Origin of the sequence: Mesorhizobium sp. 2RAF21 (genome assembly GCF_052115345.1) — a bacterium.
Lineage (GTDB): Bacteria > Pseudomonadota > Alphaproteobacteria > Rhizobiales > Rhizobiaceae > Mesorhizobium > Mesorhizobium terrae.
In genome coordinates this window covers 230,525-254,471 of sequence record NZ_JBFRGM010000004.1, presented here as the reverse complement: position 1 = coordinate 254,471, position 23,947 = coordinate 230,525, and the positions used below count along the sequence as shown (strand labels likewise).

Annotated in this window: 22 protein-coding genes; 16 read left to right on the top strand and 6 right to left on the bottom strand. The window is 62.3% G+C overall.

The genetic code is table 11. The features are described 5' to 3' along the window. Positions 1-170: 170 nt before the first annotated feature. Both AB4136_RS08620 and AB4136_RS08615 read right to left on the bottom strand, forming a co-directional pair. Positions 171-890, bottom strand: a complete 720-nt coding sequence (locus tag AB4136_RS08620) for a hypothetical protein (protein ID WP_373426366.1) — start codon at positions 888-890, stop codon at positions 171-173. Between the two features lie 130 nt (positions 891-1,020). Further along, positions 1,021-2,595 (bottom strand): trimethylamine methyltransferase family protein, encoded by a 1,575-nt coding sequence (locus tag AB4136_RS08615; protein ID WP_024926825.1) that lies wholly within the window; start codon positions 2,593-2,595, stop codon positions 1,021-1,023. A gap of 253 nt (positions 2,596-2,848) precedes the next feature. On the opposite strand from AB4136_RS08615, the gene AB4136_RS08610 reads away from it, so the two are divergent. Next, positions 2,849-3,547, top strand: coding sequence for a corrinoid protein (locus tag AB4136_RS08610; protein ID WP_024926824.1), 699 nt, complete (start codon positions 2,849-2,851; stop codon positions 3,545-3,547). Between the two features lie 58 nt (positions 3,548-3,605). Here the strand turns inward: AB4136_RS08610 and AB4136_RS08605 are convergent, their stop codons facing one another. After that, positions 3,606-3,740 carry an entericidin A/B family lipoprotein gene (locus AB4136_RS08605; protein ID WP_065998064.1) on the bottom strand — a complete coding sequence of 45 codons (135 nt, stop codon included), beginning with the start codon at positions 3,738-3,740 and terminating at the stop codon, positions 3,606-3,608. 104 nt (positions 3,741-3,844) lie between these two features. Between AB4136_RS08605 and AB4136_RS08600 the strand changes: the two genes are divergently transcribed. From AB4136_RS08600 to AB4136_RS08550, 11 genes are all read left to right on the top strand, one after another. Beyond that, on the top strand, positions 3,845-4,525 hold the full coding sequence (locus AB4136_RS08600; RefSeq protein ID WP_024926823.1) for a DUF1638 domain-containing protein: 681 nt from the start codon (positions 3,845-3,847) through the stop codon (positions 4,523-4,525). Positions 4,526-4,653: 128 nt separating this feature from the next. Continuing rightward, positions 4,654-5,229, top strand: coding sequence for a DUF4893 domain-containing protein (locus AB4136_RS08595; protein WP_024926822.1), 576 nt, complete (start codon positions 4,654-4,656; stop codon positions 5,227-5,229). 117 nt (positions 5,230-5,346) lie between these two features. Further along, the gene (locus AB4136_RS08590) at positions 5,347-6,126 is read left to right on the top strand and encodes a formyl transferase (protein WP_024926821.1); all 780 of its coding nucleotides are present in this window, start codon (positions 5,347-5,349) and stop codon (positions 6,124-6,126) included. Between the two features lie 53 nt (positions 6,127-6,179). Then, positions 6,180-7,088 (top strand): fatty acid desaturase, encoded by a 909-nt coding sequence (locus AB4136_RS08585; RefSeq protein WP_210270964.1) that lies wholly within the window; start codon positions 6,180-6,182, stop codon positions 7,086-7,088. 1,044 nt (positions 7,089-8,132) lie between these two features. Then, positions 8,133-8,435 carry a virulence factor gene (locus tag AB4136_RS08580; protein ID WP_024926819.1) on the top strand — a complete coding sequence of 101 codons (303 nt, stop codon included), beginning with the start codon at positions 8,133-8,135 and terminating at the stop codon, positions 8,433-8,435. Beyond that, positions 8,428-9,066 (top strand): methylenetetrahydrofolate reductase C-terminal domain-containing protein, encoded by a 639-nt coding sequence (locus tag AB4136_RS08575; RefSeq protein ID WP_024926818.1) that lies wholly within the window; start codon positions 8,428-8,430, stop codon positions 9,064-9,066. The genes AB4136_RS08580 and AB4136_RS08575 overlap by 8 nt, the downstream gene beginning before the upstream one ends. Then, on the top strand, positions 9,063-10,163 hold the full coding sequence (locus AB4136_RS08570) for a methylenetetrahydrofolate reductase (protein ID WP_024926817.1): 1,101 nt from the start codon (positions 9,063-9,065) through the stop codon (positions 10,161-10,163). The genes AB4136_RS08575 and AB4136_RS08570 overlap by 4 nt, the downstream gene beginning before the upstream one ends. A gap of 78 nt (positions 10,164-10,241) precedes the next feature. Continuing rightward, the gene (locus AB4136_RS08565) at positions 10,242-11,213 is read left to right on the top strand and encodes a methyltetrahydrofolate cobalamin methyltransferase (RefSeq protein ID WP_024926816.1); all 972 of its coding nucleotides are present in this window, start codon (positions 10,242-10,244) and stop codon (positions 11,211-11,213) included. A 15-nt stretch (positions 11,214-11,228) separates the two neighbouring features. Next, positions 11,229-13,307 (top strand): ASKHA domain-containing protein, encoded by a 2,079-nt coding sequence (locus AB4136_RS08560; RefSeq protein ID WP_024926815.1) that lies wholly within the window; start codon positions 11,229-11,231, stop codon positions 13,305-13,307. A gap of 314 nt (positions 13,308-13,621) precedes the next feature. Beyond that, entirely contained in the window at positions 13,622-14,293 is a 672-nt protein-coding gene (locus AB4136_RS08555; protein ID WP_024926814.1) for a L,D-transpeptidase, read from the top strand. A gap of 160 nt (positions 14,294-14,453) precedes the next feature. After that, positions 14,454-15,377 carry an alpha/beta hydrolase fold domain-containing protein gene (locus AB4136_RS08550; RefSeq protein WP_024926813.1) on the top strand — a complete coding sequence of 308 codons (924 nt, stop codon included), beginning with the start codon at positions 14,454-14,456 and terminating at the stop codon, positions 15,375-15,377. Positions 15,378-15,388: 11 nt separating this feature from the next. On the opposite strand, the gene AB4136_RS08545 is transcribed toward AB4136_RS08550, so the two are convergent. Continuing rightward, a complete protein-coding gene (locus AB4136_RS08545; RefSeq protein ID WP_024926812.1) occupies positions 15,389-16,288 on the bottom strand; it encodes a LysR substrate-binding domain-containing protein in 900 nt (299 codons plus the stop codon). A 186-nt stretch (positions 16,289-16,474) separates the two neighbouring features. On the opposite strand from AB4136_RS08545, the gene AB4136_RS08540 reads away from it, so the two are divergent. The 3 genes from AB4136_RS08540 (at position 16,475) to AB4136_RS08530 (ending at position 18,404) form a co-directional block, all read left to right on the top strand. Next, positions 16,475-16,657, top strand: coding sequence for a hypothetical protein (locus AB4136_RS08540; protein WP_024926811.1), 183 nt, complete (start codon positions 16,475-16,477; stop codon positions 16,655-16,657). A 330-nt stretch (positions 16,658-16,987) separates the two neighbouring features. Further along, positions 16,988-17,122 (top strand): hypothetical protein, encoded by a 135-nt coding sequence (locus AB4136_RS08535; RefSeq protein ID WP_137900549.1) that lies wholly within the window; start codon positions 16,988-16,990, stop codon positions 17,120-17,122. Between the two features lie 343 nt (positions 17,123-17,465). Beyond that, the gene (locus tag AB4136_RS08530; protein ID WP_353844567.1) at positions 17,466-18,404 is read left to right on the top strand and encodes a GlxA family transcriptional regulator; all 939 of its coding nucleotides are present in this window, start codon (positions 17,466-17,468) and stop codon (positions 18,402-18,404) included. Between the two features lie 36 nt (positions 18,405-18,440). Here the strand turns inward: AB4136_RS08530 and AB4136_RS08525 are convergent, their stop codons facing one another. Beyond that, the gene (locus AB4136_RS08525; RefSeq protein ID WP_024926809.1) at positions 18,441-19,283 is read right to left on the bottom strand and encodes a DUF1194 domain-containing protein; all 843 of its coding nucleotides are present in this window, start codon (positions 19,281-19,283) and stop codon (positions 18,441-18,443) included. Between the two features lie 103 nt (positions 19,284-19,386). Further along, positions 19,387-21,948, bottom strand: a complete 2,562-nt coding sequence (locus AB4136_RS08520) for a GcvT family protein (RefSeq protein WP_024926808.1) — start codon at positions 21,946-21,948, stop codon at positions 19,387-19,389. A 213-nt stretch (positions 21,949-22,161) separates the two neighbouring features. Between AB4136_RS08520 and AB4136_RS08515 the strand changes: the two genes are divergently transcribed. Next, positions 22,162-23,901: a hypothetical protein gene (locus AB4136_RS08515; protein WP_024926807.1), complete on the top strand. Its 1,740-nt coding sequence runs from the start codon at positions 22,162-22,164 to the stop codon at positions 23,899-23,901. The last annotated feature ends 46 nt before the right edge of the window (positions 23,902-23,947 follow it).

Sequence of the window (23,947 nt, the reverse complement as noted above, 5' to 3'; positions counted from 1 at the left end):
GATACACTCATCAAGTCATCAGATGACTTGATGAGTAGGCCCATCATTGCGTCTGGTCAATCGCGCAAGGCTGCCGACTATGGTGGAACGATTGGGCCAGATCACGCGGTTGAGCCGGTCCGTTACATGCGAACAGGCGCGGCCTCGCCCATTCCGACAATCGCCGGCGTTCAGGCCAATCCGGCAAAGCTCGCCATATGAAAGGCTTGCACCTCCGGAGGGTAACGATACGCGACCCCAAAAGGACAAGCGTTGCGATCCAGACACCCGCCGCTCCGGCAAGGTTCGCCTACGGCCCCATGCACATGCGCAAGACAGGCGTCATAGGCAAAACCATCCGCCGAATAGGCATCGACGGGACAGGATTTCAGGCAAGGTTTTCCGACACATAGGCTGCAAAGATGAATCGGCTTCTCAGGTGTTTGAATCAAAACCTCATCGGCGAACAGCAGCGCGCCGCGGTAGGCATGCCACAGGCCATATTCAGGATGCATGAGGATGCCGAGCGGCGACGGCTTCAACCCCTCCGCCCGCATCGCCCATTGCTGGAACGGCATGTAGGGCTTTTCGGATGGATAGACGGCTCGCGCGCCGAAACTTGCCGCGACACCGTCAATGACGCCCCGCGACCACGTGTCGAGCGGGTTGTCGAGCCGCCGCGGTTGCCGCTGCCGCCACTCCAGGAAATGCGGCCAGGGTGCTGCTCCCGCCTGACCGACCAGAAAGACGGATTTTGCAGGGGCGCCGGTGGGGCCGATTGGCGCCTCGTCGTCAACGCCGAAAACAAAACCGCCGCGCAGGATGAGACCGTGCGCGGCGAGTTGGGTTGCGATATTCCGCGACTTCAGGTCATCGGCTGAAGAAGCCGGTGGGGCACGATGGCTGCTCACACCAATATCTCCGCGCTCCGATCCGGCTTGCTGCCCAGCATCATCCCTCGCCTGGCTGCTTGAAAGCGCTGCGCCAGACTTCCTTGTGAATGATGTTGGCGACTTTAGCCCCGCCTGAATCGGGCTCCTTTCACGTGAAGGCGTCGGGCATCGACTCCTTCTTCTTGGCGATGAAGGCCTGCAATGCCTCGTCGAGGCCCTCATCAAGATGCGGCGCCTCGTAGCTTTCCAGCCAGCGGCGGGCGAGCTCGTTGGCCCGCTGCGGCGCGGTCTTCTGACCTTCGGCCAGCCACTGCTCGTAGGAATTGTTGTCGGCGATGGACGAGCGGTAGAAAGCCGTCTGGAAATTGGCCTGGGTGTGATCGCAGCCGAGGAAATGGCTGCCCGGGCCGACCTGGCGAATGGCATCCATCGCCTGGCCGTTTTCGGAGAGATCGACGCCCTCGGCGAACTTTTGGCTCATGCCGAGCTGGTCGATGTCCATCATGAACTTTTCATAGCAGGAGGCGAGGCCGCCCTCGAGCCAGCCTGCCGAATGGAGGACGAAATTGGTGCCGGCAAGAAGCGTGGAGTTCAGCGTGTTGGCACTCTCGTAGGCGGCCTGCGCGTCGGGCACTTTCGAGGCGCAGAGCGAACCGCCGGTACGGAACGGCAGCCCGAGCCGGCGTGCCAGCTGCGCCGCGCCGTAGGAGACCAGTGACGGTTCCGGCGTGCCGAAAGTCGGCGCACCCGACTGCATGGAGATGGACGAAGCAAAGGTGCCGAACAGCACCGGCGCACCCGGCCGGATAAGCTGCGTGAAAGAAGCACCGGCCAGCACCTCGGCCAGAACCTGCGTCAGCGTGCCGGCAACCGTCACCGGGCTCATCGCACCGGCCAGGATGAACGGCGTGACGATGCAGGCCTGGTTGTTGCGGGCGTAAACCTTCAGCGCGCCGAGCATGGTCTCGTCGAACACCATCGGCGAATTGGCGTTGATCAGGCTGGTCAGCACTGTGTTCTGGTCGACGAAATCGTCGCCGAACACGATTTTCGCCATCGCCACCGTATCCTCGGCGCGTTCCGGCGCCGTCACCGAACCCATGAACGGCTTGTCCGAATATTTGATGTGGCTATAGATCATGTCGAGATGGCGCTTGTTCACCGGCACGTCGACCGGCTCGCAAACCGTGCCACCCGAGTGGTGGATGGACGGCGCCATATAGGCAAGCTTCACGAAATTGCGGAAATCCTCGATCGTCGCATAGCGGCGATTGCCGTCGAGGTCGCGCACGAAGGGCGGGCCATAGACCGGCGCGAACACCGTGGCGTTGCCGCCGATCTGCACCGAGCGCTCGCTGTTGCGCGCGTGCTGGATATACTGGCTCGGCGCGGTCTTGAGCAGGGAGCGGCACAGGCCACGCGGGAAGCGCACGCGTTCGCCCTTGACGTCGGCCCCGGCCTCTTTCCACAGCGCCAACGCCTCGGCATCGTCGCGGAATTCGATGCCGGTCTCTTCAAGCACCGTGTCGGCGTTCTTCTCGATGAGCGCCAGGCCTTCCTCGTCCAGCACTTCGTAAACCTTGATCTTGCGCCGGATATAGGTGAGCTGCGTGCCCGGTCCGCCGCCGCTGCGCGCCGCACGCCGCGCAGCCGCGCCACCACTGGCACCGCGCCCTCGCCTGCCGCCCGCCGCTTCCTGATCGACCGCCGCGTTCTCGCTCATAATGGTTCTTCCTTGAATCCTTCGACCGTCCGGCGGTCCCTCTCCGGATCGTAGCCATGCACCCTATCGGAAACGGCCAGAGAGCGCCAACGCCTGTCGCAAAATCGACAAGAAGAACAACAGATTCCCGGTCGCTTTCCTTTTGCGGAAAGTCGCAAATCAGCTATGGATGCGCGTCGTCGCAGGGTAGGTATTGACGCGACGTTTGATGCCTTGCGACACAGTCGCGCGGCCGCAGGGAGATGGATCAGCAATGTCCGACGACGAGATCATCCTTTCCGAGCTCTCCGATGAGGAACTTGTGCAGCAGATGCACGACGACCTCTATGACGGTCTGAAGGAGGAAATCGAGGAAGGCACCAACATCCTTCTGGAGCGCGGTTGGGCACCTTACGCGGTGCTTACCGAAGCGCTGGTCGAAGGCATGCGCATCGTCGGCGAGGATTTCCGCGATGGCATCCTGTTCGTGCCGGAAGTGCTTTTGTCGGCCAACGCTATGAAGGCCGGCATGCATATCCTGCGCCCGCTGCTCGCCGCCACCGGCGCGCCGAAGCAGGGCAAGCTGGTCATCGGTACCGTCAAGGGCGATATCCACGACATCGGCAAGAACCTTGTCGGCATGATGATGGAAGGTGCCGGCTTCGACGTCATCGACCTCGGCATCAACAATCCGGTCGAGAAGTATCTCGAGGCGATCGAGCAGCACCAGCCCGACATCATCGGCATGTCGGCTCTGCTCACCACCACCATGCCCTACATGAAGGTGGTCATCGACACGATGAAGGAAAAGGGCATTCGCGACGACTACGTCGTCCTGGTCGGCGGCGCGCCGCTGAACGAGGAATTCGGCAAGGCCGTCGGGGCAGATGCCTATTGCCGCGACGCGGCCGTGGCGGTCGAGACCGCCAAGGACTTCATGAAGCGCAAGCACAATCTGCGCGCTTCCGCCTGATCACGAAAAGGCCGCGCCTTGCAGCGCGGCCTTTTTGTCACCAGATTGTCAGGGTCGGCTACTGCAGGGTTTGCTTGACAGCGTGGGCCGTGCTTTTGACGTCCTTGCCGACGCCGCGGACCGTGTTGGCGCAGCCGGACAACGCGAGTGCCACGGCGATGACGGCGAGCGGTACGATGCGTGACAGTTTCATGGACGGTGTCTCCATTGTAGCGATGCAACAGACATCAACGCGACAAGGATAAACCTGTTCCACGGCGATGCCGAGTGTGTCCGGCGATGTTGGAGCGATCCGCCATGGCGGCAAGACAGAACCTCGATGCGACAACCATCGCCGACGCCGTCATCACCAAGGATGGCGAAGTTCGCGCAACCGCGCCGCTTGCCCAGCGCGTGCGCGTCATCGCCTGCGGTGCCATTGCCCGCGAAGTGCTCGCCGTTTGCAGGGCCAACAACCTCGATCACGTCGACCTGATTTGCCTGCCGGCGATCTGGCACGTCTATCCCGACAAGATCGCCCCGGCCATGCGCGAGGCGATCAGCAAGGCACGCGACGAGGGCTACCGGCGTATTTTCATCGGCTATGCTGAATGCGGCACGCGCGGCGAGCTCGACAAGATTTGCGCCGAGGAAGGCATCGAGCGCATCGGCGGCCCACATTGCTACGCTTTCTTCAGCGGCAACGACGCATTTGCCAAGATCGTCGACACCGAATTCACGGCGTTCTACCTGACCGACCTCATCACCCGCCAGTTCGAGGCCTTCGTCATCGAGCCGCTCAAGCTGGACAAGCATCCCGAACTGATCAGCATGGTGTTCGGCAACTATACCAAGATCGTCTATCTGGCGCAGACTGAGGACGAGGATCTCCAGAAAAAGGCGAAATGGGCGGCCGACTATCTGGGCCTCGACTACGAATACCGCTTCACCGGCTATGGCGATCTTGCCCCGGCCATTCTTGCCGCGGCGACCCGCTGAACGCGCCACCGAGGCGACCAGGTCAGAAAATGGCCTAACACCGGCAACACTCACGCTCTGGTTTTCTGGCCGCTGCTTGCGCTATAAGTCGCGCAACGGGGCGCTTGATCGAAATACCGGGGGAAATCATGACTTTGCGAGCCATCATGTTTGCGGTCGCCGCCACCCTGGCGACCGGCTCCGCCCATGCCGATGGCACCGTGCAGAAGATCATGACTGCCGCCGACAAGACACGGCTCGCCCAATATGGCGAAACCCGAAAAGCTGCCCTGGCGGAAGCGAAGGCGGGCCAGCCCGCCGAGGTGAAGGAACTGGATGAAGTCCTGGCCAGGCCGATGGTCGCTTTCTCCAACAAGGATCTCACCGGCATGTGGCAATGCCGCACCATCAAGGCCGGAGGACTTGGCCCGCTCGTCATCTATGGCTGGTTCAAGTGCCGTATCAGCGACGACGGCTCCGGCTGGATGCTAGAGAAAACTACAGGCTCGCAGCGTACCAGCGGCCGCTTCTACGACGACGGCGAAAAACGCTCGATCTATCTCGGTTCCGGCTTCGTCGCGGGTGAAAAGCCCAAGCGTTATGGCGCCGGACCGAAGACCGATCAGGCCGGCTATGCCTTCCGCACCGGCGCCAATGCCTGGCGGATCGAGTTTCCGGCGCCCTATTACGAATCCAAGCTCGACATCATCGAATTCAAACGCTGACGGCCTGCGGTTTGTGCACATAAGCTGACATAAAGGATTAACCCGCGCCGTCGAGAATGATGGCGCGGCACGACTTCGAAAGGCGCTACTCCGCGTCGAACGGTTGGACTTTCAGGAATGAGCGAAGTTGCGGGCACCGCGCCCATCGTCATTGTTACCGAGGGCGGCGGACACATCTGGGCGATCGTCAATGCCATTGCCGATCGCTTTGGCCCGGTGACGGTTATTCTGGAAACGCCGATCTCGAAATGGCTGCTGCTTAAGCGCCGTGCCCGCCGGCAGGGCTGGATCTCGGTGCTCGGCCAGATGGGAACCATGGTGCTGGTTCGCCTCGGCAAGCGTTTCGGCGCCAGCCATGTCGAGGAAATCGTAGCTGAATACAATTTGAAGACCGAACCGGCACCGAACCAGCACATCGTGCAGGTGCCTTCCGCCAATGCGCCACAGACGGTCGAAGCCATTGCCGATATCAGACCGAGCGTCGTGTTGCTCGCGGGCTGCCGGGTGCTGACCAGCGAGACACTGGCATCCATCCCCTGCCCGGTCATCAACTATCACGCAGGCATCAACCCGAAGTACCGCGGCATGAACGGCGCCTATTGGGCGCTGGCGAACAACGACGCGCAGAACTTCGGCACCACCGTGCATCTCGTCGACGCCGGCGTCGACACCGGAGCGGTGCTGCGCCACACCCGCGGCAAACCGGAGCATGGCGACACCATCTCGTCCTATCCGCTGCGCCAGGCCGCGATTTCACGCGATGCCTGCATCGAGGTGATCGAGAAGGTGCTGGCCGGTCGCATCGAACCGTTCGATCCTGGCCTGCCTTCGCGAATCTGGTTTCACCCGACGATCTGGTCCTACCTATGGACCGGGATACGGCGTGGCATCTGGTAGGCCAGAACGGTCCGCTCGTTTACCTAAGGACAGGCGAGCGTTAGACTTCGATCATGGCTGAGATTGACCACCGGCAGATCATCGCGTCCCTCTCGACCGAGGATCGGCGCGACCTCACCGAAAAACAGGATGCGCCAGGCGTGCTGCGGCTCGCCGCCCATGGCGGGCTGATCGTGCTGCTTGCCATCCTCATCCTGCTCAAGGTGCCGTTCTGGCCCGTTCTGATGCTGCCGCTCGGCATCCTGATCGTCTTCCTGTTCACGCTGCTGCACGAGACCATCCATGAGACGGCGTTCCGCACGGAAAAGCTGAACCGCATCGTTGCGGTTGTTAGCGGCTTCCTCATTCTGTTGCCGCCGGCATGGTTCCGCTATTTCCACTTCGCCCATCACCGCTACACGCACGACCCCGACAACGACCCGGAGCTGATGAGCCCGAAACCGGAGACGATCGCGCAATATCTGCGCTACCTGTCGGGCTGGCCGTATTGGAGCGGCATGGCGAAGGTGGTCACAGCCAATGCGCTCGGTCGAAACAGCGATTCCTTCGTGCCTGAAAAAGGCCGCGCCAAAGTATTGTCCGAGGCTCGCTGGTTCCTCGCTCTCTATGCCCTGATGTTCGCCGGTTCGGTCCTGCTGCAGTCGACGGCACTGCTCTGGACATGGATTGTGCCGGTATTGATCGGCCAGCCGTTCCTGCGCACCTATCTTTTGGCCGAACACACACGCTGCCCGCATGTCTCCAACATGCTGGAGAACACGCGCACCACCTTCACCACGGCAATCGTTCGTTTCGTGGCGTGGAACATGCCCTACCATGCCGAACATCATTCCTACCCGGCGGTGCCGTTCCACCGCCTACCGCGCTTTCACAGGATCATCGCCGAACATCTGCGCTCGACCGAGCGCGGTTATGTGCGCTTCCACCGCAAGCTTGTCGCCAACCTCGGCAAACCTGAGTAGCAAGACCGCGAGAGATCACATGGAATTCACCAGGCGGCATCGATGCTGGTAAAACCGGACGATCAGCTACTGGTCAGCGCTTCTTCCGTCGCGCGGTTGCGCGAATGTCTGGTTCCCGGCCTTCGCGCCAATCGATGGAATGGCGCTTCGACGAGCGTGTAAAAAGTGCATGTCGCGGCAGCGATCGCGCAGAGCTGCGCCGTCCAGGCGAGGAGATTCGCGGCAACAGTGTCGTTGAAGGCCACGCCCGACACTTACTCGGACTCGAAATACCCGATCACTGGGTAGTGGACGAGATAGAGCGAGAACGACGACCCGGAACCCGCGCGAATATTCCGCACGCAGACCGTTGCTTCGGCGAGCACTCAGCCGAGAATCCAGTTCGGTAGGCCAACAATGATCAGCGTCGGCATCGAGAATTCCCAACAATGTTGGATCGGCCAGCGCGCCGCGACAATTGCCAAAGCGACGAGTGACGTAACCAGGAAGGTCGCCGTTATAAGACCGCGCCTGAACAAGAGGAAGAAAGCCAGCCTCGGAAAACAAGCCGTCCCACCGGGACCAAAGGCTGCTGAAGAATTCTACTGCTCTCCTCCGCGAATTGCTCGCAACATCATCCCCGGCAATCGACAAGACCAATGTCCACGATATAGGCAACTTCAATGAGATAGGCAAATGTTCTAAAGGAACCGTATCGAACTCAACCCCAAGGCGAGTTCGGGTGGAATCCTTCGCGGAACAGCTCTCTGGCTCGGCCTGTCACACTTTCCGTATCTCGGATCGCCCCGCGACAATGGCCGCGCCGAGATGCTCGGGTGGCCTGCAACACGAAGTTAGCCCCCTTGGCTGCGTCTTGAAGGAAAGATGTGGCTTGTCGCGCAAGAGCCGTTTTTTCCAGTTGTCGGCTGGTGCCTTGAACTCGCGGCCGGTCTATCGTTTTGCGACATCGTCGCGCGTCGCTTTTGAAGGCGCGCGCGTCGTCTGATGAGAAGCGGGCTATTCCCGCTTTCGGCAATGCTCCAACCATCGAAGGAACAAGTACAAATGGCCGATCTGATCGTCGTCTACTGGCGTGACATCCCCGCCCAGGTCATCGTCAAAAAAGGCAGGCAGAACGCCAAGCGCGAATTGCCGTTGCGCTTCACCGAAGCGATCGACATGGCCGCGATGCGTTCGGGCGCGGCCGAGACCGACGCCTATCTCGCGGAATGGCGCAAGGCCGACCCGATCCCTGTCGGCGAGGACCTCGAGGCAGAGGTGGAAAAGGCAGCGGCGGCCATCGACGCGGAGTATAGCCGGGAGCGGCTGGTCGCTCTCGCCAAGGCAGGCGGCAAGGAAAATGTCTGAGACCCAGCCGACACCGAATAAGAGCCCGGCAGGCGATACGCCCGCGGCAGGCGGCGTCACCCAGGCGACGCTGGTGCGCAAGGCGGCGCCGAAAAGCGACTACAAGCCCGCCGACGTGTCGCCGCAGCGACGCGTGCAGCGCTCCTATTCGGTTCGGTTATGGGCAATCCGCCATTCCAAGCTGCTCGAATGGTTCTACAGCCGCTTCGCCGATGCCTTCCTGTTGCTCCATCCGCTGTGGAGGGGCATCGGCTACGGCCGCGTCGAGGCGCCGGTCAAATTCGTCGAGAAGCGTGTGAAAGGCCTGATGTTCGACTGCCGTATGTGTGGCCAGTGCATCCTGTCGTCGACCGGCATGTCCTGCCCGATGAACTGCCCCAAGCAGTTGCGCAACGGCCCTTGCGGCGGCGTACGCGCCAACGGCAATTGCGAAGTCGAGCCCGACATGCCCTGCGTATGGGTCAAGGCCTGGGAAGGCTCGCGCAACATGGTCAAGGGCGATGCCATCCTCAACGTGCAGAAGCCCGTCGACCAGTCACTCAGGGAAACGTCGGCGTGGCTGCGTGTCACCGCACAGGCCGCTGCCGCGCGTGAGGCGGCCAATAACCCCAACACCGGAGCACCAGCATGACCCCGCCGCGTCCGCCACAGCGCGACGAGAACCCCGCTGGCATCCACCTGCCGCTGGAACCCCTGCCCGGCCATTCCTCGCGCGGCCGCCTCGAACGCGTCCTGCGCCGTGGCGAGTTCGCGGTGACCACCGAACTCAACCCGCCCGACAGTGCCGATCCGGAAGACGTCTACAACCGCGCCAAGGTTTTCGATGGCTGGGTCGATGCGATCAACGCCGTCGATGCCTCCGGCGCCAACTGCCACATGTCCTCGGTCGGCATCTGTGCGCTGCTGACCCGCATGGGCTATGCCCCGGTCATGCAGATCGCCTGCCGAGACAAGAACCGCATCGCCATCCAGGGCGACGTGCTGGGTGGCGCAGCCATGGGCGTGGCCAACATCCTTTGCCTCACCGGCGACGGCGTCCAGGCCGGCGACCAGCCCGGCGCCAAGCCGGTGTTCGACCTCGATTCGATGTCGCTGCTCGAAACCGTCCGCATCATGCGCGACAACGGCAAGTTCCTGTCCGGCCGCAAGCTGTCAACGCCGCCGCAGGTTTTCCTCGGCGCTGCGATCAATCCTTTCGCCCCGCCTTATGACTTCCGCCCGATCCACCTTGGCAAGAAGATCGCCGCCGGCGCGCAGTTCGTGCAGAGCCAGTATTGTTTCGACGTGCCGATGTTCAAAACCTTCATGCAGAAGGCCCGCGATCTCGGTTTCACGGAAAAGGTCTTCATCATGGTCGGCGTCGGCCCGCTGGCCTCTGCAAAGACGGCAAAATGGATCCGCTCCAATGTGCCCGGCATCCACATTCCCGATTCCGTCATCAAGCGGCTGGAAGGCGCGCAGGATCAGAAGAAGGAAGGCAAGCAACTCTGCATCGACATCATCAACGAGGTGAAGGAAATTCCCGGCGTCTCCGGCGTCCATGTGATGGCCTACCGCCAGGAAGAATATGTCGCCGAAATCGTCGATGAATCGGGCGTGCTCAAGGGCCGCCAGCCCTGGAAGCGCGAGGCGCGCGCGGACGACGCCCGTGTTGCCGAGCGCCTTGATCATCTCTTGCATGATAACGTCACCGAAACCCAGATCGACATGGTCAAGACCGCGCATTGATAGCGCGGGCGTCACCATTTGCTTGATCCACACCAGATAACGATATAAAGAAGTCTTTATATCCAGAGGGAGTTTGAAATGACCCGCACCATCGTCGCCTCGGCGACCCGTGAAATCGTCATCGGTTTCGACCAGCCCTTCTGCGTCATCGGCGAGCGCATCAACCCGACCGGCCGCAAGAAGCTGGCCGCCGAGATGGTCGCCGGCAATTTCGAGACCGTCATCAAGGACGCACTCGAACAGGCTGCCTGCGGCGCCACCATGCTCGACGTCAATGCCGGTGTCACCGCCGTCGACCCCAACGCCACCGAGCCGGCGCTTCTGGTGCAGACGCTGGAGATCGTGCAGAACCTGGTCGACCTGCCGCTGTCGATCGACTCCTCCGTCACCGCGGCCATCGAGGCCGCACTGAAGGTCGCCAAGGGCCGCCCCCTGGTGAACTCGGTCACAGGCGAGGAAGAGAAACTGGAAGCGATCCTGCCCCTGGTCAAGAAATACAACGTCCCCGTCGTTGCCATCTCCAACGACGAGACGGGCATTTCGATGGACCCGGATGTGCGTTTCGCCGTGGCCAAGAAGATCGTCGAGCGTTGCGCCGATTTCGGCATCCCGGCGCATGACGTCGTCGTCGACCCGCTGGTGATGCCGATCGGCGCGCTGGGCGATGCCGGCCGCCAGGTGTTCGCGCTGCTGCGCCGCCTGCGCGAGGAACTCAAGGTCAACACCACCTGTGGCCTGTCGAACATCTCGTTCGGCCTGCCGCACCGCCATGGCATCAATGCCGGCTTCATCCCGATGGTTATCGGCGCCGGCATGACCTCGGCGATCATGAACCCGGTTCGTCCGCAGGAAATGGAGGCCGTACGCGCCGCCAACGTGCTCAACGGCACCGATAAGGATTGCATGAACTGGATCAAGACCTACAAGGACTACAAGCCGGCCGAGGGCGGCCACCCCGTTGCCGCTCCGGTCGCGGTCAATGCGCCCGGTGACGCCGCTGCTGGCGGTCGCCGGCGTGGCGGCCGCGAAGCACGCATGGCACGGGGGTAATCGGTCGCAATTGAAATGAACTCGCCCGCCAACATCACCGATCCTCTCGTCCTGTTCATGCCGTCCGGCAAGCGCGGGCGGTTCCCTGTCGGCACGCCGCTGCTCGACGCAGCCCGCCAGCTCGGCGTCTATGTAGAATCGGTATGCGGCGGGCGCGCCACTTGCGGGCGCTGCCAGATCGAAGTGCAGGAAGGCAACTTCGCCAAGCACAAGATCGTCTCCTCGCTCGACCACATCTCGCCGAAGGGCCCGAAGGAAGAGCGCTACGAACGCGTGCGCGGCCTGCCCGAAGGGCGGCGCCTGTCCTGCTCGGCCACCGTCCAGGGCGACCTCGTCATCGACGTGCCGCAGGACACGGTGATCAACGCCCAGGTCGTGCGCAAGGCCGCCACCGACCGCGTCATCGAGCGCAACTCGGCGGTGCAGATGTGTTATGTCGAGGTCGAGCAGCCCGACATGCACAAGCCAACTGGCGATCTGGAACGCCTTAAGGCGGTGCTGGAGAACGACTGGGGCTGGAAGGATCTGCGCGTCGCGCCGCATCTCATCCCCGAGATCCAGAAAATCCTGCGCAAGGAGAACTGGGCGGTCACGGCGGCAATCCACAAGGACATGGAGTTCTCGCGCGCAACCGTCATCGCGCTCTATCCGGGCCTCAAGAACGAGGCCTACGGCATAGCCTGCGACATCGGCTCGACCACAATCGCCATGCATCTGGTCTCGTTGCTGTCAGGTCGCGTCGTCGCGTCTTCCGGCACGTCGAACCCACAGATCCGCTTCGGCGAGGATCTGATGAGCCGCGTCTCCTACGTGATGATGAATCCGGACGGACGCGAGGCGATGACCAAGGCCGTGCGTGAGGCCATCAACACGCTGATCGGCAATGTCTGCGAGGAAGGCGGCGTCGATCGCCACGATATCTTCGACAGCGTCTTCGTCGCCAACCCGATCATGCACCATCTGTTCCTCGGCATCGACCCGACCGAACTCGGCCAGGCGCCTTTCGCGCTTGCCGTTTCGGGTGCGGTGCAAGGCTGGACCAACGACATCGGCATCGACGTGAACAGCGGTGCGCGTTTCTACACGCTGCCTTGTATCGCCGGCCATGTCGGCGCCGATGCCGCCGGCGCGACGCTGTCGGAAGGCCCTTATCGGCAGGACAAGATGATGCTCCTGGTCGATGTCGGCACCAATGCCGAGATCATCCTGGGCAACAGCGCACGTGTCGTCGCCGCCTCGTCGCCGACGGGACCGGCCTTCGAAGGTGCTGAAATCTCGTCCGGCCAGCGCGCTGCCCCCGGCGCCATCGAACGCGTGCGCATCGATCCCGAAACGCTGGAACCGCGCTATCGCGTCATCGGCACCGACAAGTGGTCGGACGAGGAAGGCTTCGAGGAAGCATCCTGGACGACCGGCGTCACCGGCATTTGCGGTTCGGCCATCATCGAGGTGGTGGCGGAGATGTATCTCTCCGGCATCATCTCGGAAGACGGCGTCGTCGATGGCTCGATGATGGCGAAAAGCCCGCGCATCATCCAGAACGGCCGCACCTTCTCCTATCTGCTGCGTGAGGGCCGCCAGGGCGAACCGCGCATCACCGTTACCCAGAACGACGTGCGCGCCATCCAGCTCGCCAAGGCTGCCCTCTACGCGGGCGTCAAGCTGCTCATGGAAAAGCAGGGCGTCGAAACTGTCGACACCATCCGTTTCGCCGGCGCCTTCGGCTCCTTCATCGACCCGAAATACGCCATGGTGCTTGGCCTTATCCCCGACTGCGACCTTTCCGAGGTCAAGGCTGTCGGCAATGCCGCGGGTACCGGGGCGCTGATGGCGCTGCTCAACCGCGACCATCGCCGCGAGATCGAGAAGCAGGTGGCGAAGATCGAAAAGATCGAAACCGCGCTCGAACCGCATTTCCAGCAGCTGTTCATCGATGCCATGGCGCTGCCCAACAAGGTCGACCCCTTCCCCAAATTGGCCGAGCAGGTGAAGCTGCCACCACGCAAGGCAACCAGCGAAGACGGCGTTGGTGGCGAAGCCACGCCGCGACGCCGCTCGCGCGAGGAACGGGCAGCACGGCGCGGCCGCGAATAGCGGTCCGCCGGGCTGATTGCCATTCAGGCCGGATGACGCGACGAGCCCCGCTGTGGCATCCGGGACACAGGGAACGGTCAAGGCCCCGGTCACGCCGGCTCTCCTTGACCGGGTGCCATGTTCTCGCCCCCTTTTGCGGCCAGTCACAGCTTTCCATTCGCGCCGCTCGACGCTCGTTTCCGGTCGCCACAATCCCTTTCTTGATACGCGCATCTTCACCGAAGCGTGATCGCCGGTGATTGGAAGCATTCAGACTTTTCTGCGACGAACCGGCTCAACCGAAATCAATACGATCAGGTTCCGCAATGTCCGTTATGCTCACCCGCCGCATGTTCGTCCTCGCCATCCCCTTCGTTGCGGCTGGCTGCACCATGACGCAGAAAGTGGCCTCGATCAAACCGGGCAAGCGGGAAGTTCCGCAATATTACAAAGACATGTATGCGCCGGTTGCAGACGATGCATTCCCCATCCCCGCCCCGGACCTTACCAAGATCAACCCGAAATTTTACCGTCAGGAAGTCGCCTACCAAGGCTCCGAGCCGGCAGGCACCGTTGTCATCGACACGCCGAAACGCTTCCTCTATCTGGTGCTCGGCGAAGGACGCGCACTGCGTTACGGCGTTGGCGTCGGCAAGGCCGGGCTGGCGTTCGAGGGCAGCGGCGTCATCCAGTACAAGCGCGAATGGCCGCGCTGGACGCCGACGCAGGATATGATCGCCCGCGAGCCGGAGCGCTACGGTCCGCTCTCCGCCGGCATGGAGCCTGGCCCGACCAACCCGCTTGGCGCCCGCGCGCTCTATCTGTTCAAGAACGGCGCCGACACGCTCTACCGCATCCACGGCACCAATGAGGATTGGTCGATCGGCCGCTCGATCTCATCCGGCTGCATTCGCCTGCTCAACCAGGACATCATCGACCTGCACCGCCGCGTGCAGAGCGGCACCCGCGTAGTCGTGTTGCAGCAGGATACGGTGCCCGCCGCCTGATACGCGGCCGCACGCACCTTTCCTGGGCGACGCTACCCGCGTGCGGTGGCGCAAGCCGATAACGCTGCGTGATCCTTGACATTTTCCGGCGCAGACCAAAATTTGGGATGGGGGCATTCAAAGGCCGGCCTGCCGGCTCAGCATCCGTCGGTCGCATCGCATGGCCAGCATCCGCAGCAACGTTGTCTCGTTTGTCCTGAAGCACACCCGCAAGAAAGCATTTTCCAGCCCTGAGGCTATGCATCGCTGGATCCAGCATGCGCGCCGCAAGCAGAGCCATCAGCCACCGCCGGCAATCATCCAGCGCTTCGACGTCAAAACGCGCAGCGTCGACGGCTTTCCCGTCTATGAGATCGCGCCGCGAGACGGCGGCACCCGGCGGATTCTTTACCTGCATGGCGGCGCCTATGTCTTTGAAATCACGTCCTATCACTGGGCGTTGATTGCCGAGATGGCGGAACGGCTGGGCTTTGGCGTCACCGTGCCGATCTATCCGATCGCGCCGGAACACGACTTCCACGACATGTTCGGCATGGTCGGTGCAGTCTATCGTGGAATGCTCGAAGAGACGGCGGCCAGCGAGATCGTCTTCATGGGCGATTCAGCCGGCGGCAACATGGCCGTGGTGCTGACCATGATGATGGCGCAGGATGGCCTGCCGGCGCCCGGCAGCCACGTGCTGATTTCGCCCGGTCTCGACATGTCGCTGACCAATCCGGACGTTTTCGCGGCCGAGCAGCATGACCCCTGGCTGGGCATCCCCGGCGGCCTGGAGGCGGTCAGGCTCTACAGCGCCGGTATGGATCGCAGCGACTGGCACATCAGCCCGCTCTATGGCGACCTCACCGTCCTGCCGACAACCCTGCTCCTCACCGGCTCGCGCGACCTGTTGACGCCCGACAATCTGATCTTCGCCGAAAGGGCGCGTGCCGCCGGCGTCGACATCGAGCTGGTCCACGAAGAAGGCATGTTCCACGTCTGGCCGCTGATCAACATGCCGGAAGCGCGGCGCGCGCGCGACCGCATCGTGACGTTCCTGAGCAGGCGCGAGAGGCAGCCCGGCCTGGCCTTCGCGGCCGAATAGCCAGGAACGGCCTAGAACTTCCCCGTTTCCCGGAACACGTCGAAGGTAGCGCGGATATGGTCGGCCACCGCCTTGACCGGCGCACTGGCGTCCGGCGTCACGATCATCGCCAGATTGTAGCTGCCGATATGCGGCAGACCGTCCTTCGGGCCGAGCTCGACCATGTCGTTGCCAAGGAAGGATTTGGGCAGCGGCGCCACGGCGAGATCCGCGAGAATGGCGGCGCGCTGGCCAGCAGTGTGTGCACTCATATAGGCAACGCGATAGTTGCGGCCATCGCGGCCGAGCGCATCCAGCGCCCCTGCCCGCCACACGCAACCTTCTTCCCAGATCGACACCGGCAGCGGCTCGCGCAGATGCGCGCATCCACCCTTGGCGCCCGCCCATACAATCGGCTCGGTTAGAAGCACCTCGGCGCCGATAGCGCTGGTCTTGTAGGAATTGGTCAGCAAGGTGATGTCGAGCACACGGTCATCCATGCGCCGGCGCAGATTGATCGACTGGTCGATGGTGACATCGACGGCGATCGAGGGATGCGAATGCGCGAAGCGCTTCAGCACATGCGGCAGGACCCGTTCGCCGTAATCGTCCGGCGAGCCCAATCGCACCACGCCGACGATATCAGGCACGATGAACTTGGAGACCGCCTCGCGGTTGATGGCCAGCAGCCGTCGCGCATAGCCAAGCAGCATCTCGCCATCGGTGGTCAGCGCGACCGAGCGCGCGTCACGCGCGAAGACGGAGCGGCCAAGCACGTCCTCCAATTTCTTGATCTGCATCGAAACCGCCGAAGGTGTGCGGAACACGGCCGTGGCCGCCGTGGTGAAGCTGCCGGTCTCGGCGATCGCAACGAATGTGCGCAACACATCCAGGTCAAGCAGCGGAAGTGGATGGTTGAGTGGCGCGTTCATCGGCGTTCCATTCAAATTTTCTGAACTAAAGCATCATGTCATTTCGTTTGATTGAACATCACCGCAGGTTCATAGTCAACACTGTCAAGACGGCCCTATCGATCATTGCTGACAAGCTGTTGGAGCAGCAGCAATTCGATGGGAACCAGCAGCCGAATTTCCAGCCAACCGTGGAAGGAGAAGTGTATGACCGTTCTGTCGACCATCGGTCGGATCGCGACCGAACTCGGTGCCGCCCGCAGCCGTTATCTCACCGAGCGCGCCATCCGCGCACTGCCCGCCGAGGTGCAGAAGGATATCGGCTGGCCGGATGTGGCTTCAAACACCGCCCATGCGGCCGGCGTCGGCAGCTGGGCCGGCGGAAAATGACCGGACAGGCAGTCGCATGAGAGCCCGCCGCGATGTTTCCGGCGGGCTTTTTTGTTGCCGCAACGCCCATTCAGCTCGCCATGCAATGGACGCATGACGCATATGAACAAGCCGCATAGCGGCGCAAAATTCAACCAACTCATTGTAAAAAATAAACAAAATATGGTTTCTGGCTGAAACATGCCAATTCCCATGTCGCTTTTCCATATGAAGCGCTTCGCTTTTGCGATTTTGTTTTTGCGTGGACAAGCCTATATGCACTGCAGCAAACGAGCTGCCCCACTCCATCAAGCGAAGGCGACCCGTCTGAGCAACCGATTGGAGAAAGTCATGAAGCTCTTTACCCGCCTGTTCACCCGCCGCCAGACCAACCTGACCACCGCTCTGGAGCGTCAGCGTTTGGCCAAGACCATGCCTGGCCAGACCGCAGCGGTTGCGGCCGCCCGTCTCGGCTTCGTGGCATGATCGTTCGAGGCTCCGACGAGCCTCACTTTCAGCCGTAAAATTGCAAACGCCGCCTCGCTTCGACCGGGCGGCGTTTTGCTATTGGCGACACCGCGCGGGCGTTGACGAAAGCCGCCGACGCGCCCCCGATCTTTCCAAAGCGCTTGCGATGGCCCGTTTGCGACCCATGTCGCAAATTTTGTCTTCCCTACCCGCTCTAGCCAATTGACAGAAAATAATTTTCCTGATGACGCTATGCTGATCGCGACATTCTGTTCGCGTCATGGGAGGTAGATTTTTCGTGAGCGCCGCAAAGCAGCCGATCAAACGATCGTTGGTCTTTTTCCTCGTCCCTGATTTCACCATGGTCGCGTTTGCGACAGCGCTTGAGCCATTGCGCATCGCCAACCGAATGCTCGGCTACGAAGCCTATCGCTGGCGGCTGGCAAGCACCGATGGGAGCCCCGTGCCGGCCTCGAACGGCGTCCTATGCGCGGTCAACACCTCGCTGGACGAGGAACGCCGCAAGATGGCAGGCCCTGACCGGCCGTCCATGGCCATCATCTGCACGGGCATGGATGTCGAGAAATACCATAACAAGTCGGTCTTCGCCTGGCTGCGCGAGGAGTATAATCGCGGCGTCGCCGTGGGCGGACTGTGCACCGGCGCCTATGTTCTGGCCGCCGCCGGTCTCTTGTCCAACAAGCGCTGCGCCATCCACTGGGAAAACCTGCCTGGCTTCCAGGAAGCCTTCCCGAAGGCCAACGTCTTCGCCGACCTGTTCGAGGTCGACCAGAATGTCTACACCTGCGCCGGCGGCACCGCCGCGCTCGACATGATGCTGAAACTGATCGGCGACGATTTCGACGAAAACCTCGTCAACCGCGTCTGCGAACAGGTGCTGACCGACCGCGTAAGAAGCCCGACCGACCGCCAGCGCCTGCCGCTGCGCGCACGGCTAGGCGTGCAGAATTCCAAGGTGCTCACCATCATCGAGCTGATGGAGGCGAACCTCGCCGAACCCTTGTCGCTGATCGAAATCGCCGACCATGTCGACCTTTCGCGCCGTCAGATCGAGCGGCTGTTCCGTACCGAGATGGGCCGCTCGCCCGCCCGTTATTATCTGGAAATCAGGCTCGACCGCGCCCGTCATTTGCTGATCCAATCGTCGATGCCGGTGGTCGAAGTCGCGGTGGCCTGTGGCTTCGTCTCGGCTTCGCATTTCTCCAAATGCTATCGCGAGCTCTATGCGCGCTCGCCGCAGCAGGAGCGCATCGACCGCAAGCAGCTTCTGGCGGCCTGATATCGGAAAGCCCTCCCCTGCCTGGGGAAGGTCAAGTCACCGGTTGTCGAGCAGATAGTTGCGGTCACGCCATCTCTTCTCGCCGGCGAGGCAATCGACCGTGGGGGTTGCCTGAGCGAGCACCACTGGGGGCTGCACGGCCTCGGCCGCAGCCCAATGCGGCGATGCCGGACCGGCCAGTTCCAGCACCAGCTTGCGGCGGACCGCCTCGGGGAACTGTTCCCAGCCATTGACCGGAATCATGAAGGCCCCGGGGCCGCCGATGACGCAATCGTGGTAGTAGCGATCGAGATCGCGCAGATCGTAGGGCGATTCCGCCAGGCCACTGGTCATCAGCGGCAATCCATTGATGGTGATGCCCTGCTTGACCACGGCGTCGCGGGCGAAAGGCGCCGGCGCGCCCTGGTTGTTCGGTCCGTCGCCGGAGATGTCGATGACACGTTTATCGCCCTGAAACGGGCTTTCGGCGAACAGGTCGGCGCCGAATTGCAGCGCCGCCGAGATCGACGTGCGCCGCGCGCTGTTAGGCGGCCGGGCCGACAATTGCGAAACCACGCCCTCTGCATCGGCGCGGTTGGCGATTACTGTCCACGGCACGATCACATATTGCGACATGGTGCCGGCCCATTCGACGTAGGTGACGGCGATCTTGCCGTACCGGCCGTCGGCAATCGCCCGCAGCACGGCTTCGTCGGTCAACGCCGCGGCATAGCCGTGCCGCTGGATCTCCAGCTCTTCCGGCGACATCGACAAAGAGACGTCGACGGCAAGGACTAGCTCCACGTCAACCGGTTCGGCTGCATTCGCCGCCGCGATCAGCCCAAGCGCCAGCGCCGAAGCGACACCCACGAAAAGGGAGCTGACAGAGGCTGCCGACATGGTCGAAGAGTAAGCGAAAACCGGCCCCTTACAAAGCAAAAGCCCGGCTGGTGCCGGGCTTTTGTATGATCGTTCGAAGGTTTGCTGCGGCCGAGTGACGGTCTCAGCTTCTCGGCTTCAAATTCTCCGGGTCGTAGAGCGGTTTGTAGCCGACCCCTGCCACCTCGACCGGATAGGTCTCTCCGAAATAGCCAACCTGAAGCTTGCGCCCCTCCTGCGCATAAGCGTGCGGCACGTAGGCGAGCGCGATGTTCTTGCCGATGGTCGGGCCGTAAGCGACCGAAGTGGTATAAGAGCGCCGGCCGAGCTCGTCGATCAGCACCTCACCGGTTTCCGGATCCATGACCGGCATCGAGCCGACTGGGTAGCGCTTGACGCCCTTGCCGTCGGTGTTGTCGGTCATGATGAGCGTGCAGAGCATGGCGGGCTGGTGGGCGCGCGCCTTGTACTCCAGATGCTTGGCCTTGCCGCGGAAGTCGGCTTCCTTGACCTTCGGACGGGCAAGGTCGGCCTCGATGAGGTTGTACTGGGTGAGAAGGTCCGCATTCTGCAGGCGCAGGCTCTTTTCCATGCGGCGCGAATTGGCGTAGGTCTCGACACCGAAGGCCATGACGCCGGTCGAGCGCAGGGCATCCCAGACGGCCAGGCCGTCCTCGTATTTCATGTGCAGTTCCCAGCCCTGCTCGCCGACATAGGAGATGCGGAAAGCTGTAACGTTCTTACCGGCGATCTCGATCTGCTTGATCGCGGCGAAGGCGAAGTTTTCCTGGTCGAGACCGGCGGGATCGGACACCACTTTCTTCAGGTTTTCGCGGGCGTTCGGTCCCCAGATRCCGATGGTGATGTATTTTTCCGACGTGTCGGTGATGGTAACGTCGAGACCGCGATCCTCAGCCACACGCTTCATGTAGTGGAAGTCGCGCGGGCCGGCATCGGCACCGTTCACCAGGCGGCAGCGGTCCGCCATGCGGAAGACGGTGAAGTCGGCGCGCACCATGCCCTCGTCGTCGAGGAAATGGGTGTAGATGCCCTTGCCGATATTGCTATCGCCGCCGATCTTGGCAGCACAGAGCCATTCCAAGAGCTCGACATGGTCGGGACCTTCGATATCCACCATGTGGAAGTGCGAGAGGTTGACGATGCCGCAATCCTCGCTCATCGCCAGATGCTCGGCGTTGGACACGCGCCAGAAATGGCGGCTGTCCCATTCGTTCTCGCGCACCGGAACGCGGTTGCCGTATTTTTCGAGCAGGTGCTCGTTGGCGGCATAGCCGTGGGCACGCTCCCAACCGCCAAGCTCCATGAAGTATCCACCGAGTTCCTTCTCGCGCTCGTAGAAGGGCGAACGCTTGACGTTGCGGCCGGTGGCGTAGGGCTCGCGGGTATGCACGGCCGGGAAATAGATCTTCTGGGCGGCCTCGAAAGTGCGGCCCTCGATGAATTTTTCTTCCAGCTGGTGCGGGTAGAAGCGCGAATAGTCGATCGAGTTGTGGTCGATCTCGGTGCGGCCGTCGGTCATCCAATCGGCGATCAGCTTGCCGTAACCGGGACCGTCCTTGACCCAGATAGCGACGCAGTACCAGAGGCCGCGCACCTTCTGGCTCTCGCCGCAGGACGGGCCGCCGGCGGCGGAAACCTGAAGCAGGCCGTTGAAGGAATGGCTTTCATTGTAGCCGATCTCGCCGAGGATCGGCGTCAGCTCCATGGCGCGCTCCAGCGGCACCATGATCTGTTCCATGTCGAGGTCGCGCTGCGACGGCGACAGACGTGCCTCGTGCTTTTCGAGGATCTCGCGCGGATGGCAGAGACGCGGATTGGTGGTCTCGTAATAGCCCCACTCGATCTGGCCGCCTTCGGTGGTCTTGGGGTCGCCGGTGTCGCGCATATAGGCGGAGTTGCCCTGGTCGCGCAGCAACGGGAAGCCGATCTCCTTGCCGGTGCCCTCGAACTCGTTGTACGGGCCGAAGAAGGTGAGCGGATGATCGACCGGCATAACAGGCAGGTCCTCGCCGACCATCTCGGCGATCAGGCGGCCCCATATACCGGCGCAGACGACGACATGGTCGGCCATGATCGTGCCGCGATGGGTGACGACGCCTTTGATGCGGCCCTTCTCGACGATCAGCGAGGTGGCCGGCGTGTTGCCGAAGACCTGGAGCTTTCCGGACTTCTCGGCGGCGTCGACCAGCTTGCCGGCAACCGTCTGCGAGCGCGGGATGACCAGGCCGGCGTCGGGATCAAACATGCCGCCCATCACCTGATCTTCCTCGATCAGCGGGAACATCGCCTTGATCTCGGACGGCGAAACATAGTGTGCGCGGGTACCGAAGGCCTTGGCGGAGGACAGCTTGCGCTTGATCTCTTCCATCCAGGTGTCGTCGCCGGTGCGAGCGACTTCGAGGCCGCCGATGCGGGCGTAGTGGCCCATCTTCTCGTAGAAATCGATCGAGTACTGGGTAGTCCAGACCGAAAGGTAGTCGTGGCTCGTCGTGTAGCAGAAGTCCGAGGCGTGCGCGGTCGAGCCGATGTCGGTCGGGATACCCGACTTGTCGATACCGACGATGTCGTCCCAGCCACGCTCGATCAGATGATGGGCAATCGACGCGCCCACGATACCGCCAAGCCCGATGATGACAACCTTCGCCTTTTTCGGAAACTCTGCCATTGCCCGCGACTCCGAGATGATATTGCGCGCACACTATAGGGCGGCGCCGGTCGATTGCAGCCTGTTTGCGACATTGCAAAAAAGCCGCGCGACGCCACCGCGCCAGTCCTTTTGGCTCCGCCGGCCGGGCCGGTTTAACGCTTGTTTTCGATTTTTCTTATAGACAGGCCGAATGAACCGGAATTCCTTCCCGGAGCGCCGCGGATACTGGAGATGAGCGTGGCCTTCGAACAGTCCTCCAAGACAAGCCCCCGGCCTTTCCTGTCGGTACTGACCGCGCCCGTCACCTTGCTGGTGCTGGCCCTGCTCGTCGTCCTCGTCTTACTTGCCCTGCCGGTCCACCTGCCGATCGGCCCGATGTATTGGGACGTCTTCATCTACTATGACGCCGCCAACCGCATCTTCGACGGCCAGGTACCGGTCCTCGACTTCTTCGTGCCGGTCGGCCCGCTCGGCTACTACCTGTTCGCCGGTTGGGTAGCGCTGTTTCCGGAAGGCCATCCCGTGTTTCTCGCGCACTGGTCGCTGCTTGCCATCACCGCGCCGGCGATGGCGGCCATCGTGTGGCATGTCGACAGGAGCTCGCGTTTCACCGCGTTCGCCTTGCTGATCCCCTTCCTGATCTTCGCGATTTTGCCCTTCAACACGCGCGAAATGTACACCTATCCGGGTTCCGACGGTTTCGGCATCTATAACCGCCAAGCTTGCCAGATGCTCTATGTACTGGTGGCGGCCTTCACCTTCGTGCGCGACAGGCGGCTTCTGGTCGGCCTGATCGCTGTCTGCATGGGCTCGCTGTTCTTTCTGAAGATCACCGGTTTTCTCGCGGCGGGCATGATCTGCGCCTACGCGCTCGTCGCTGGGCGTATCGCGCTACGCGATGCGCTGATCGCCGCGGTCGCCTTCATGGCGATCATCGCCGGGATGGAGGTGTCGTCGGGCCTCGTCGGTCGCTACATCCACGACATCCTGATCCTGATCGGCTTGAACAGCGGCTCGCTGCTGCCCCGCATTCTGCAAGCCTCTTCCTTGAGCTTCGGCATCGTCGGCTCCGCCGGAATACTGGTGTTCGTGCTGTTGTGGTCGGAATGGCGCAAGACCGCGTCCCAAGCCGTCGAGGGGACATCGGTTCTGGCCCGCGACAGCCTGTGGCTGGCAGTGGTGCTGATCGCCGGCATCCTCTACGAAACGCAGAACACCGGCAGCCAGGCCTTCATCTTCCTTTGGCCCGTGCTGCTCGCCATTCTCATGAAGACCCGAGGAATCGTCGAGCGGCCGGTTCTGGTGCTGACCATCACCTCGTTGGTCGCCGCCGCGGCTTTGCCGCCAGTGGTGCGCATCATCGAGCGCGCCGCGCGCACCTATCTCGGCGCGATCAAGAACGTGCCACTGGCCGAACGCAACCTGAAGAGCCTGGGTGCCGTCAACATGCGGCCCGACATAGAGGCGCGGACGGACCATATGCTCCATTTCTATCCCGAGCATCGTAAACTTTACGAAGATCTCGCCGGCATCTACGAACTGCCGACGCCCCTGCTCTACTCCGACTTCGACTTCCAGATCGGCTATCTGAGCGCTGTCGACACGGCGATCAGTTCGATCCGCGACATCGAAACCAAGGCCGGCATCCGTTTCGACACCATCATGTCGCTGAACTTCGTCAATCCGTTTCCCTGGCTGATGCAACGCTCCGCGCCGCTGCACGTGGCGATCGGCGCTGATCCGGGCCGCGCCGTGCCGCCGCCCGGTTTGGAGGAGGAACAGGCGGTCGCGGATACGGACCTGGTACTGTTGCCGACCTGCCCACCGACGGCGAACAACAGCATCCTCTACACGCTCTACATACCGGCGCTCACCAATCATCGCCGCATCAAGCTCGACGCCTGTTACGACGCTTTCATCCACCCGAAATTCGACACGGCGCTCGGACCCCGAAACGCCCCGGCCAGCTGACCTGCGGCGAAGCGTCTGTCGCATCCAGACCGGCTTTCGGTTTCCG